Source organism: Nocardia albiluteola (assembly GCF_018860155.1).
Taxonomy (GTDB): Bacteria; Actinomycetota; Actinomycetes; order Mycobacteriales; family Mycobacteriaceae; genus Nocardia; species Nocardia albiluteola.
In genome coordinates, this window is the sequence record NZ_JAHKNI010000001.1 from 184,253 (window position 1) to 197,238 (window position 12,986).

Annotated in this window: 11 protein-coding genes and 1 tRNA gene; 8 read left to right on the top strand and 4 right to left on the bottom strand. The window is 64.8% G+C overall.

From position 1 onward, the window contains the following. Positions 1–35: 35 nt before the first annotated feature. From gyrA to KO481_RS00855, 6 genes are all read left to right on the top strand, one after another. A complete protein-coding gene (gyrA, locus tag KO481_RS00830; RefSeq protein ID WP_215914989.1) occupies positions 36–2,540 on the top strand; it encodes a DNA gyrase subunit A in 2,505 nt (834 codons plus the stop codon). Between the two features lie 54 nt (positions 2,541–2,594). Continuing rightward, complete coding sequence (locus tag KO481_RS00835; RefSeq protein WP_215914990.1) at positions 2,595–3,509, top strand: DUF3566 domain-containing protein; 915 nt, start codon at positions 2,595–2,597, stop codon at positions 3,507–3,509. Between the two features lie 139 nt (positions 3,510–3,648). Then, positions 3,649–3,722, top strand: a tRNA-Ile gene (locus KO481_RS00840). Between the two features lie 297 nt (positions 3,723–4,019). After that, positions 4,020–4,379, top strand: a complete 360-nt coding sequence (locus KO481_RS00845; RefSeq protein WP_215914991.1) for a hypothetical protein — start codon at positions 4,020–4,022, stop codon at positions 4,377–4,379. A 520-nt stretch (positions 4,380–4,899) separates the two neighbouring features. Beyond that, complete coding sequence (locus tag KO481_RS00850) at positions 4,900–5,745, top strand: alpha/beta fold hydrolase (RefSeq protein ID WP_215914992.1); 846 nt, start codon at positions 4,900–4,902, stop codon at positions 5,743–5,745. A gap of 151 nt (positions 5,746–5,896) precedes the next feature. Next, positions 5,897–6,859, top strand: a complete 963-nt coding sequence (locus tag KO481_RS00855) for a LysR family transcriptional regulator (RefSeq protein ID WP_215914993.1) — start codon at positions 5,897–5,899, stop codon at positions 6,857–6,859. A gap of 377 nt (positions 6,860–7,236) precedes the next feature. Here the strand turns inward: KO481_RS00855 and KO481_RS00860 are convergent, their stop codons facing one another. Both KO481_RS00860 and KO481_RS00865 read right to left on the bottom strand, forming a co-directional pair. Beyond that, positions 7,237–8,103 carry an NmrA/HSCARG family protein gene (locus KO481_RS00860; RefSeq protein WP_215914994.1) on the bottom strand — a complete coding sequence of 289 codons (867 nt, stop codon included), beginning with the start codon at positions 8,101–8,103 and terminating at the stop codon, positions 7,237–7,239. Between the two features lie 108 nt (positions 8,104–8,211). Next, positions 8,212–9,780 (bottom strand): FAD-dependent monooxygenase, encoded by a 1,569-nt coding sequence (locus KO481_RS00865; RefSeq protein WP_245400322.1) that lies wholly within the window; start codon positions 9,778–9,780, stop codon positions 8,212–8,214. 174 nt (positions 9,781–9,954) lie between these two features. On the opposite strand from KO481_RS00865, the gene KO481_RS00870 reads away from it, so the two are divergent. Further along, on the top strand, positions 9,955–10,551 hold the full coding sequence (locus KO481_RS00870; protein WP_215914996.1) for a TetR/AcrR family transcriptional regulator: 597 nt from the start codon (positions 9,955–9,957) through the stop codon (positions 10,549–10,551). Positions 10,552–10,735: 184 nt separating this feature from the next. Here the strand turns inward: KO481_RS00870 and KO481_RS00875 are convergent, their stop codons facing one another. Continuing rightward, complete coding sequence (locus tag KO481_RS00875) at positions 10,736–11,680, bottom strand: hypothetical protein (RefSeq protein WP_308166196.1); 945 nt, start codon at positions 11,678–11,680, stop codon at positions 10,736–10,738. A gap of 226 nt (positions 11,681–11,906) precedes the next feature. Between KO481_RS00875 and KO481_RS00880 the strand changes: the two genes are divergently transcribed. Beyond that, the gene (locus tag KO481_RS00880; protein ID WP_215914998.1) at positions 11,907–12,788 is read left to right on the top strand and encodes a CE1 family esterase; all 882 of its coding nucleotides are present in this window, start codon (positions 11,907–11,909) and stop codon (positions 12,786–12,788) included. A gap of 83 nt (positions 12,789–12,871) precedes the next feature. On the opposite strand, the gene KO481_RS00885 is transcribed toward KO481_RS00880, so the two are convergent. Beyond that, entirely contained in the window at positions 12,872–12,979 is a 108-nt protein-coding gene (locus KO481_RS00885) for a DLW-39 family protein (RefSeq protein ID WP_215914999.1), read from the bottom strand. Between the last annotated feature and the right edge of the window lie 7 nt (positions 12,980–12,986).

Sequence of the window (12,986 nt, forward strand, 5' to 3'; positions counted from 1 at the left end):
ACACTGCCGCACACCCGGACTACTTAGGAGACTTCATGACTGAAACAACGCTGCCGCCCAGCGGCGGTGGCGACCGGATCGAACCGGTCGACATCCAGAACGAAATGCAGAGCAGCTACATCGATTACGCGATGAGCGTGATCGTGGGCCGCGCGCTGCCCGAGGTCCGCGACGGCCTCAAGCCGGTGCACCGCCGCGTGCTGTATGCGATGTACGACAACGGATATCGCCCCGACCGCGGCTACGTGAAGTCCGCGCGCCCGGTCGCGGAGACGATGGGTAACTATCACCCGCACGGCGACACCTCGATCTACGACACCCTCGTGCGCATGGCGCAGCCCTGGTCGCTGCGCTACCCGCTGGTCGACGGTCAGGGCAACTTCGGCTCGCGCGGCAACGACGGCGCGGCCGCCATGCGGTACACCGAATGCCGGCTCACCCCGCTGGCGATGGAGATGCTGCGCGAAATCGACCACGAGACGGTCGATTTCATCGCGAACTACGACGGTCGCTCCCAGGAGCCGACGGTTCTCCCCAGCCGGGTACCCGCCCTGTTGATGAACGGCAGCAACGGCATCGCGGTCGGCATGGCGACCAATATTCCGCCGCACAACCTCAACGAGCTCGCCGAGGCGATCTACTGGGCACTGGAGAACCACGAGGCCGACGAGGAGACCACCCTCGAGGCCTGCATGGAGCGGGTCAAGGGCCCGGACTTTCCGACGCACGGCCTGATCGTCGGCACGAACGGTATCCACGACGCGTACACCACCGGTCGTGGGTCGATCCGCATGCGCGGCGTGGTCGAGATCGAGGAGGACAACCGCGGCCGCACCACGATCGTCATCACCGAGCTGCCGTACCAGGTCAACACCGACAACTTCATCAACTCGATCGCCGAGCAGGTGAAGGACGGCAAGATCGCGGGTATCTCCGACATCCACGACGAGTCCTCGGACCGCGCGGGCATGCGGATCGTGGTCACGGTCAAGCGCGACGCCGTGGCCAAGGTGGTGCTGAACAACCTCTACAAGCACACCCAGCTGCAGACCAGCTTCGGCGCGAACATGCTGTCCATCGTGGACGGCGTGCCGCGCACGCTGCGGCTGGACCAGATGATCCGGTTCTACGTCGCGCATCAGTTGGAAGTCATCGTCCGGCGCACCCGCTACCTGCTGCGTAAGGCCGAGGAGCGTGCCCACATCCTGCGCGGCCTGGTCAAGGCCCTGGATGCGCTCGACGAGGTCATCGCGCTGATCCGGCGTTCGGCCAATACCGACACCGCGCGCACCGGCCTGATGCAGCTGCTCGACATCGACGAGATCCAGGCCACCGCGATCCTCGATATGCAGCTGCGTCGCCTGTCGGCCCTGGAGCGCCAGAAGATCGTCGACGAATTGGCCAAGATCGAGCTCGAGATCGCCGATCTGAAGGACATTCTCGAAAGGCCCGAGCGCCAGCGCGCGATCGTGCGCGATGAGCTGAAGGAGATCGTCGAGAAGTACGGCGACGACCGGCGCACCCGGATCATCTCCGCCGACGGCGACGTCGCCGACGAGGATCTGATCGCCCGCGAGGACGTGGTCGTGACGATCACCGAGACCGGCTACGCCAAGCGCACCAAGACCGATCTGTACCGCAGCCAGAAGCGCGGCGGCAAGGGTGTGCAGGGCGCCGGGCTCAAGCAGGACGACCTGGTCAAGCACTTCTTCGTCACCTCGACGCACGATTGGCTGCTGTTCTTCACGAACCTGGGCCGGGTGTACCGGGCCAAAGCCTACGAACTGCCCGAGGCCGCGCGCACCGCCCGCGGCCAGCACGTGGCCAACCTGCTGGCGTTCCAGCCGGAGGAGAAGATCGCCCAGGTCATCCAGCTCAAGACCTACGAGGACGCGCCGTATCTGGTGCTGGCGACCCGCAACGGCCTGGTGAAGAAGTCGAAGCTGACCGATTTCGACTCCAACCGGACCGGCGGCATCGTCGCGGTGAATCTGCGCGATGGTGACGAATTGGTCGGCGCCGCACTGTGTTCGGCCGACGACGACCTGCTGCTGGTCTCGGCGCACGGCCAGTCGATCCGCTTCCCCGCCAACGACGAGGTGCTGCGCCCGATGGGCCGCGCGACCTCCGGTGTGCAGGGCATGCGGTTCAACACCGACGATGAACTGTTGTCGCTCAATGTGGTTCGCGAGGACACATATCTGCTGGTGGCCACCGCCGGCGGCTATTCCAAGCGGACCGCGATCGAGGAGTACACCGCGCAGGGCCGCGGCGGTAAGGGTGTATTGACTATCCAATACGACCAGCGCCGTGGCAGTCTGGTGGGCGCCCTCATCGTCGACGATGAGGACGAGCTCTACGCCATCACATCCGGCGGCGGTGTCATCCGGACGGCGGCGAAGCAGGTTCGTAAGGCCGGTCGCCAGACCAAGGGTGTGCGATTGATGAATCTGGGCGAGGGCGATACGTTGCTTGCGATCGCTCGTAACGCCGACGAACGCGACGAGGTTCCCGGCGAAGATGACACCAGTGGTTCCTAGAAGCAGTAGTTTCGACTCGAGCACCGGCGGCACAACGGATCTAAGGAATCCCCATTGACCACGAACCAGCCGAACGACGAGCGGCCTCACGCCAACGGTGTGACCGAGCGGATAGCCCCCTCACCGATTCCGCCGCGCCCGATTCCGCGGCCGGGGTCCACGGCTGAGGGCGGATCGGGCAATCCGTCCGAGAAAGGCGACAACTCAGCCGGTGTCGAATCGGGCGAATCGGCCGCGGTCGAGGGGAATTCCCGATTCGAGGAGGGGTGGTCGCAGTTGCCGCAACGTGAACCGCAGTCGAATCTGAACCGTCCCGGTCAGGCGCCGGTCGCGGGACGTCCGCCGTCGTCGGTGAACCTGGGCGGCTCCGGCAATGCCCGGACCACCGCCGACCTCGCGGCCAAGGCGGCCCGCAAGGAGGCCGCGATGGTGAAGTCCGTCGGCATCGACGGGCCCACCCGCAGCATCGCGCGCCCCGAGCTGATCAAGGACATGCCCGACCTGTCCGAGCTGCGCCATCCGCTGCCGCCGAACGAGACCACCGGATCGCCGCCGCCGATCTCGCCCGCGGTGCCGGCGGCGGTGGTCCAGGCCGCCGCCACGGGTGAGCCGCTGCGCGCGACGGTGCAGCTGCGTCACATCGACCCGTGGTCGACGCTGAAGATCTCGCTGGTGATCAGCGTCGCGATGTTCTTCGTGTGGATGCTGGCGGTCGGCTTCCTGTACATCGTGCTGTCCGGCATGGGTGTGTGGGACCGCCTGAACAGCACGTTCACCGACATGGTCTCCGACAACGGCTCGGGGTCCTCCTCGCTGATCGACGCCGGCACGGTATTCGGCTATGCCGCGGTCATCGGCCTGATCAACGTGGTTCTGCTCACCGCGCTGTCCACGGTCGGAGTGTTCATCTACAACCAGTGCACCGACCTGGTCGGCGGCATCCAGGTCACCCTGGCCGACCCAGACTAGTACTCGGCGCCGGCCGGACCATGCCACCACGGCGTGGTCCGGCCGCACTGTCCCCGCCGCGCTGACCAGCCGTTTTGTCGATCGCGGGCAGGTCGGGTAATCTTTGCTCTCGGCTCGGGAGCAATCCTGAAAGTCATACGGGCCTATAGCTCAGGCGGTTAGAGCGCTTCGCTGATAACGAAGAGGTCGGAGGTTCAAGTCCTCCTAGGCCCACCCCACACACAAAAACCCCCGACCAGCAGCCATGGTCGAGGGTTTTCGTCATTCAGGAGACCTTTCCTGGTCGGTTTCGCCGGGCGAGGCAGCGAAAAGGCAGCCGGTTCGTCGCCGAGGAATCCGCGGATCGTGTCGAATCCGGCTTGTATCTGTTCTGGTCAGGGCCTTTAAGGCGCAGTGCTCTCTGATCGCGATCGGGGCCGGACACCCGGCCAGATGGCCCCTGCAACCTGGGACATCTGAACCGCAGCAAGCTGTGCCCACATGGACTGTGCCGTTCGGGAAGGACTGTTGATGTATCCAGGTGTGCGGCTCATCGAGGAGATGGCTCGTCGGTTCCCCGGGGTCGCGGAGTCCTATGCGTGCCACCTGTACAACAACCTCGGGGAACTACTGCCGCACGTGTTTCTATGGGATCTCATCGACGAGATCGTACAGTCCATGATCAACGACGATGGCTCGCTGGCCGCCTGGATGCCGGTACTGGACTTTCTGGAGGTCCGATCCACCAATGGTGACCTCGAGGACAACATTGTCATAGGCGACTCGTTCCTGTGGAGCCTCCCGGCTCCCGGCAGCCGTGGATACGCCATCGTCGCACTTCTCGGGCCATCGCTCGCGGCGCGGTTCGCGCAGGTCCGTCCACACGGCTGAGCCCGCGTTGCGGCATCGAGCAATACCTCGAAGCTGCCGCGGGCCCTCGTCATCGGATTCGCGCAGCGGGAGCGCGTTGCCGAATCCGCGCGAAATCTGTTCGTGGACACGTGATTCCAAGAAACTCGACCACCATCTTCTCGTTGCTGTGGTCATGGTCGACGATCATGGACCATGTGCTTCACGCTGGAGGTAGCGACGTTGAACGCCGCTTCGGGTGAGTGGGTGAGCCGATTGCCGCCTGCTGGGGCGTTTTCGCCGGTCACTGTGGTACCGAGTGTCGCGCGCCCACGAATGCTATTGCCTCCATGACGGTCTGAAGGTATATCTGCTGTTTGCGGAGCAAGGGAGGACCGATATTCCGCCGCTTTCGTCGAGGCGATATCACCGCAACTGAATGCGAAGGAGCGGCAGGCCGTTTCCGGCCGCAAGTCTGCTGCCGCGCACCCGATAAACCATCCCCGAAATGCAGGACGTCGACCGACAACAGCGCTGTCGAACGTTCGAAACGGAGAACGCCATGACCGAGTTACTTTCCCTCCCCGGCGGCACTCTCGCCTACGACCTTGCCGGGACCGGGCCACTGATCGTGCTCTCGCACGGCATGGGTAGCCACCGCCAGACCTACCGTCACCTGTTGCCGCTGCTCGCCGACGCCGGATACCGCGTCGCCAATATGGATATGCGCGGGCACGGCGAATCCTCGATGAACTGGCCTTCGCACACGGGCGGCGATGGCATCACCCAGACCGATGTCGCCAACGACATCCTCGACCTGATCCGGCACCTCGGCGGCCCGGCCGTGGTCGTGGGCAACTCCATGTCCGGCGGGTCAGCCACCATCGCGGCGGCCACCGCCCCTGATCTCGTCACCGCCGTCGTCGAGATCGGCCCCTTCACCCAGACTCAAGGTTTCTCGCTGGCGGCATTGTTCACGGTTCCGCGCTATCGGAAGGGCATGCTGCGGCTGGGTGGCACCGTGCTGTTCAAGAGCCTGGGGATGTGGATGAGCTACCAGGACGTCGCCCACCCGATCAAGCCCGCCGACCATGCCGAGGACATGGCCGCCCTGCGTGCGAAACTGAGCGAGCCCGGCCGGTTCGCCGAATTCATGAAGACCGGTAAGTCCGACGTCTCCGAGTCCGACCCGAAACTGGCCGAGATCAAGTGCCCCGCACTGATCATCATGGGCACCCAGGAACCGGACTTCGCCAACCCGAAGGCCGAGGCCGAAGGCATCGTCGCGAAATTGCAACCCGGAATCGGCCGCATCACCCTGATAGAAGGCTCCGGCCACTACCCGCAAGCCGATTCCGCCGACCGTGTCGCCCGATCGATCCTCGACTTCCTCGACACCCACGTGTGACCACCTAGCCTCCGGGCGGTTGAGGCCGGATCCGGATCGGGCCAGCCGTTCGTGCCCGACCGGTACGATCAATCCAGCCGCTGACCAGCCCGTGTGCGGGGGACGATTTCGGGGCAGGACGGCAGTGCGGACCGTTGGGTACATTCGAGCCGTGTCGGCTATAGACGTACGTGAGATCGAGGCGTTCCTGGCTGTAGCCGACGAACTCCACTTCGGGAGAGCAGCGCACCGGCTGCACATGACCCCGTCGAATGTCAGCCAGCGGATCCGGGCGTTGGAACAGCGGGTGGGGGCGCCGGTCTTCGATCGAACGAGCCGATGGGTTCGGCTGACTCCGATCGGGCAGCGACTGCTCGATGACTGGCGTCCGGCGTTCCATCAGCTGACGCGCGGGCTCGACACAGCCCGGCACGTTGCGGGCGCGGTGGCGTCGAATGTGCGCGCCGGTTACACGATCACCCTGCCGGGATACATCCGCGAAGGGTTGAGCAGCGCATTCGAGGTGGCCACGCCGGGCAGCCGACTGGTGTGGCTACAGGATCGCATGTACGACATGTACATGTGGAACCACGGTTCCGGGCACGAGCTGGACGTGGCGCTGCTCTGGTTGCCACCCGGCGCGCGTCGGCTCGGGAATCTCTTCCTGACCACGGGCCCGGCCCTGTACAAGGCGCAAGCCGCGCTGGTGGTGCCTCCCGGGCATCCGTTCGAGGGGCGCACCAGCGTCGACGCCGAGGAACTCGCCGACCAACCCATCATCGACCACCGATCAATGATGGGCATCGGCACCAGCTGGGTACCGGCCCTCACCCCGGCTGGCCGACCGATCGAACGCGTCGAGCAGACGACGAAGCATCTGGAGAGCTTCATCGATACCGCCATCGACCAGCAGCTGATTCATCTCACCCACGCCACCATCGCCGACACCCCCGCCTGGGATCTACTGCGTGACCGTGCCGAACTGATCCACGTCGAGGGTCTGCAACCGTTCACCTTGCACACCTTCTGGCCAGCGATCGCTTCGTCGCGCCTCGCTGCCGAATTCTCGATTCTGTGCGCCCGGACCGGGCGGCGAGCCGGCTGGCTGGACGTCGACCACACCGCAATCATGTAGCACTACTGCACATTCGCGTAGCGTTCAGGCTGATCCCGGGACGGGTCGTGCGGGGCATCGGCGCCGCGGCACTGAGCCCGCCTCGCCGGCACTGCTTGCCGCCGTCTATCCCGTTGCGCAACAACGAGTCCGGGCGATCGGATTGTGGGCAGGATTCAGCGGAATCGGCCTGGCCGCCGGACCGCTGGCCGATAGGGACCACGCCAACAGGAAATGATGAGACTGCTGGCACAGCAACAGCTTTCGGATGTTCCGGCGTAGACAGCCACGATCATCATCGGCTGCTGCTGTGCCCACCCCCAACGACACACCGGAAACCGCAGGTGAAATCCTCACTTCACCAGAAGGCCTAGGCCCCGGGTTCCAGTGCGGCTGAATCAACTCAGCAGCGGGCGAAGCAATTCCATACCTCTGCGGGCCAGCCAGGTTTCGAGTGTCATCAGATCGGGGTGCAATACACGCAGCTTGTCGATGTCGATATCCGGCACGCTGCCGTCGCCATTGTTGAGCAGTTCGTAACCGCGGGCAAAGCGTTCGTTGATCTGCCGCAGCTCGTCAAGGGGCCGTTGGATGTAAGGCACCTCGTGCCCGATGGCTGCGCTGAGCGCCGCCGCGACTTCCGGTGGAGTGAGTACATCACCGGCGAGGTCGAGCGAACGACCGCGATAGTCGTCTGCACGAGCCAGCGCAAGTGCGGTCAATGCGCCGATATCGTCCAGCGCGATGAATTGCTGGCGCACATGCGGGGCCGCCGGCGTGCGCAATGCGCCGTCGCGGACGCCGACTGTAGCCGACTGGCTGTAGAGGTTCTCCATGAACGAGCTCGGCCGCAAAACGGTGGCCGAGATGCCCTGTGATGCTATGTACTGCTCGATCTCGCCCTTGTTCGGCTGCACGCCCCGATCGACACCCAGAGCCGAGCTGTAAACCAGATGCGCGACACCGTATTTCACCGCGGCATCGACTATGTTCTTACCCGCCGACACCTCGTCCTGCTCCGGGGCAAGCGGACCTGGATGCACATTGAATACCCCATACGCGCCGTCGACGTAGCGCGCAATCGTCACGGCGTCCTCCATCGATCCCTGGACGACCTCCGCGCCTGCCTCGGTGAGGGCCCGGGCCTGCGAACTGTCGGGGTTGCGAGTCAGTGCCCGCACCTGCCAGCCGTCTGCCAGCAGGCGAGCGGCCACCGCTCCGCCCTGCTGCCCGGTGGCGCCGGTCACGAAAACAAGCTGGTTCATATTCTGGCCTTCTCTATTTGTAATTGGAGAGAAACTCCATTTTGGTCGGAATGAGGACTGATCAAGGCCCGAACGTGTGCGGATTCGGACCGCGGAGCGACGCCCGCCTCAACGCGGTACAACCAGGTGCAGATAGTCGGCGATCGCTGTCTCGTCATACCCGGCTCCGGTCAGAGCGATGTAGCCGTCGGGGCGGACGAGGATTGTTGCCGGGGTGGTGATGCGGTAGGCGTGGTGTGCGTGATTGCCGGAGTCGACGAAAACGCCGCCGTTCGCCGGTGCAGCCTCGCCTCTAGGCACAATGGTCAGCGCTCGCACCAGGTCGCCGGTAGCGGGGGCGGTCTGAATGTGCGTGCCGAAATGCAGCAAGGTGAGGTGCGGGCCACGGAATAGGTCGAACAGGCGTGTGGACCTGTCGCCACAGCGGAGGCCGGGGGCATCCGGAGCACGATCACCAGCCCTGATCCCGACGGTGTCGTCGAGGTCGCGCGCCAGCGGACCATGGCGGTAGGTGATGCTCAATTGGGTGGTGTCGGCGAATATGTCTGTGGCCGAGAGGGTGTTGCTCGCAGTTCGGAGGCGTTCGCGTGGATCGGATGTGCGAGTCACCGAGTCGAAGCGTTGCGATGTCGTCGCCAGCACCTCTCGCGCCACTGGGAGACGTTCGGCCTCGTAGGTGTCCAGCAGTGCCTCCGGCGCACCGCGGAGCGTATGCGCCAACTTCCAGCCGAGGTTGTAGGCGTCTTGGAGTCCGGTATTCATCCCCTGACCGCCAGTCGGCGGGTGGATGTGTGCGGCGTCACCAGCGAGGAACACGCGGCCTTTCCGGTAATGCGTCGCCATCCGGATATTCGGCCGCCAGATGGATGTCTGCGAGGTCTCGCGAAACGTGATGCCGGGTAGTCCGCACTGCTCGTCGAAGACGCGGCGTAATGCGTCCGCCGGAAACGGAGTTATCCCTCCATCGCCGTCCGGGGTGATCGGACCGAAGAACACCCAGCGCCCCAAATCCGGTTGCCAGGTCAGCAGAACGCCGTTCGCCCAGATGTGCAGGTAATCCGGGTCGAGTCCATCGATAATGGCACATCCGGTAACGAAGGTATCCGCAGTATCAGTCTGCCCCGGGAACGAGATGCCGGCCAATTTGCGCGTGCGGCTGCCGCCACCGTCACAACCCACCGCATAGGCAGCCCGTACCTGGCGGTTCACGCCGTCGACCCGTACCGTGGCAGTGACTTGATCCCGACTCTGATCCAGGTCGATCAGTTCACAGTCGAATTCGACGCGTACACCCAGCAATTCCAGATGCTCGGCGAGGATGTCCTCGGTACTCTGCTGGGGCAGCTCCACGAATGAGCACCTGTGCGGCGAATTCGGCGTGGGCAGGTTCGCCGCGTTCGAACGAGGATCCACTTCGCGTACCAGCGTATCCCCGTCATACAGACGCGCTTTCGGATTTGTTTTACCACGCGCATAGATCCGGTCGACGACACCCACATCGTCCAGGACTTCCAAGCTCCGCGCGGACAGTGCCCGGCCGCGAGCGCCTGTCGGGACGGTTCCAGGCTTCTTGTCGATCACCCGCACAGCGACTCCGCGCCGGGCGAGCTCGCACCCCAGTAGCAAGCCGACAGGCCCCGCGCCTATCACGAGGACCTCGGTGCACTCCACAGCCATACTCTGGTGGGCACTGTGTACGTTTTCCCGCGCCCCAGCCGATGGAGCACTGTTCGATTCGGTCACACAACACCCTCCGGTCGCTATATCTGGAGGAAACTCTCCAGATACGATGCGACTATATGGAGAGAGTTCTCCAGTTGCAACTCGGGGGGTAGCAGTACCGTGATACGGGTGGCCGGCAGACAGACACAGACGCGGACGAACACCGGAAGACCGTTGCGCGCGGATGCTCGCCGCAACCGCGAAGTTGTTCTTGCGACCGCCGAGGAAACCTTGGCCGCGCAGGGACTGTCCGTGTCCTTCGATGAGATCGCCCGGCGGGCCGGAGTGGGTGTCGGCACGGTGTACCGGACATTCCCCACCAGAGAAGCGCTGTTCGAGGCAATCATCTTGAGCCGGATAGAACGGTTCATCGAAACCGCTGTCGCGCTGGCCGACGCCGACGACCCTGGTGCGGCGTTCATCGAATTCTTCACCGAGGTGGTCGGACAGGTCGCACTCAATCAAGCGTTGTGCGACGTCATGGATGCCGGCACCAACCTTGGTTTCAAAGCAACGTCGACGGTCGAACACGCCTTCCTCAACGCGTTGACTACTCTACTCACTCGCGCCCAGCACGCAGGTCGGATCCGCTCCAACCTCGATGTCTACGACGTGGTGGACCTCTTGGTCGGCAGCGCCACCACCGCACGTCGCGCTCAGCAACGCGGGCGAGCACACCAAGTCGTAGCCATCATCTGTGAAGGTATGCTCACCGTCTCCGACTAGTGCGTTGACCACGAACGTTTGCCGATCAGGCGGTGGTTGTGTTGATTCGTGGTCGGCCCCAGCGTTGTTGGCGTTCGCTGCGGACGCGGGCACTTCGGCGTTAGGCGGCCAGCACGTCGGGGTGGCGTGTTCGTCTCGGCGGCTTTCGCGGGAATTCCGCTGCGTAGACAGCGAAAAGGCAGCGTCAACCAGCACCCTCCAGGGGGCGGATGAGGACTATCAGGAATCGAGGCAGGCCCTGGGGGAGCCGGGTGTGGTACAGCTCGACCGGTTGCCAGCCGCCGCGCAGGGTCAGCAGCCGGACGATACCGCGGTGGGTGTCTATGCGTCCTGCGGCCAGATCTCGCATGGCCCTGAGGTATTCGGGGTGGTCGTCGGGGTGGATCACATGGGTGGTGACGAGGCTGAATTCGGTTCGGTCGGTGGGGTCCAGGGCGCGCGGCGTCGGATGGTGCCGCCAGGCGATGTCGTGCAGCGGCGGGGTGAGCCATTCGATGATCTGCATGCGATCCAGGTCGATCAGGGCGGTGGTGCCGCGCAGGAGTACGGCCGCGGCGTCGTTGCGGTACGTGGGCAGCACGACGCCCGGCTCGCTCTCTCGGTCGGCCCGCAGCAGCAGTCCGTACAGCTTCTCCTCGGAGTGGTATCGGAAATGGCCGAAAACCCTGGTGGTGCCGGTGTTGTCGGCCGCGAGCACCCGCATGGACCCGGACCAGGAGGTGCCGGGGCGAGGGTTCAGGGCCGCGGTGATCAGCTTGTCGCGCTCCTCGCATTCGATGATCCGGCTCAGGAACCACGCCGCGTGCAGCAGGGGGAATCCAGGGGGCAGGACCGGGCCGCCCACGCCGCTACTCGTGACCGTCCACTGCCGGCCGTCCCAGACGAACGCGTCGACGCCGGGCGCCGGTTCGCGCGGAACGTCCGGTCCGGCAACCCAGATCTGCACCGCCAGCGGCCGCTGATCGAGGCCGGCGACCGGAAGCGTTGTCGTCGTGTACATCTCGCCCCGGACCCGGATCTGCCCCGTGTACTCCCGGCCGGTGGCGATGGTGTATCCGATGGCCGAATTTGCCAGTGCTGCAATGGAGTTCGGTCTTACGGCTCGATGCAGCAGACGCTCACGCGCCACGCCTTCGGACGGTTGGAATCGAATGACCCGCTTCGGGTCGGCGGCATCGACCAAATACCACACGTGTCCTCCCCCTGATAATTTCCTCCAGCGCCCTGGCGTTTTTCGGGCAACGGGCCAGTCTATACAGTTACAGCGCAACTGCAATGACCGCCCGTCCGGTCCGGCCGCGGCTACGGCTAGGACGGATTGCCGCGGTTCCGGTCGTCCCGCAGACTCTTTTCTTGTGCGGAATCCAGCGTCCGAGCTCGTCGTGGAACGGCGGGCACTCACCCATGGGCGGCGCCGCCGCACCTATACCGTCGTGCGCCCGCGGCAACCGGCCCCCGGTGCGGCCCTGGTGCTGGTACTGCACGGCACCATGCAGAGCGCCGACTCGATGCGGGAGTTCAGCGAGGATGCCTTCGATCGGCTCGCGCTCGGTGGCAACGTCGTGGTCTATCCCGATGCACTGCACCGCGAATGGAATGGGGCGCGGCGGGCGAAAATGCTGTTTCGCGACGTCAAGCAGGTGGACGACGTCGGATTTCTCCGGATGCTGGCCCAGGAGGTCGCCACGACGCTCGGCACGGGTCGCGTCTACACGATCGGATTCTCACTGGGCGGTCAGATGGTCATCAGGCTGGTGCACGAGGCGCCCGACCTGCTCGCCGGGGCGGCCCTGCTGTCGGCCAACCAGCCGACACCCGAGGCCCTGGCGGTGCATCGGGGCACCGTCGTGCCCGTGCCGCTGATCGCCATGCACGGCACCGCCGATCCGCTATCCCGATTCGACGGTGGAAGCGTCAGCCTCCGAGGCTGGTTCCCCAAGGGTAATCATCTCGGCGCTGCCCGGACGGCGGCATATTTCGCCCGCCGCAACGGGATTCACACCTCCCCGGCCTTCCGATGGCTCGGACCCGAGGACGGGGTCACCGAGGGGCAGGTCTGCCGCACCGAATATCGCGGGCCGGGCTGTCCGCCGGTCACGCTGTACACCCTCGTCGGCGCGGGTCATCAGATTCCCGGGGCCTCGCAGGGGGGTCGATTGATGTTCGGGTCACCTACGCGTGCGATCGACGCGGTGACCGTGATCGCCGAATTCTTCGGCCTCGCCGCGGGACGGTGACCGGAACGCGGCCATCCGCAGCGGCGCGGGGTGATGGCGCTGGAAGCGATTCTCCAGCGCCACGAGCCCGATATGGGTAAAGCTCAGCGAGTGGTCACCTCATGCCACATGTCCGCATCGTTGCGCTGACGGAACTTGTTGATGGCGAAGATGACACCGACCACGACCCCGAGGGTGAGAAGAAATTTCATGATGCCC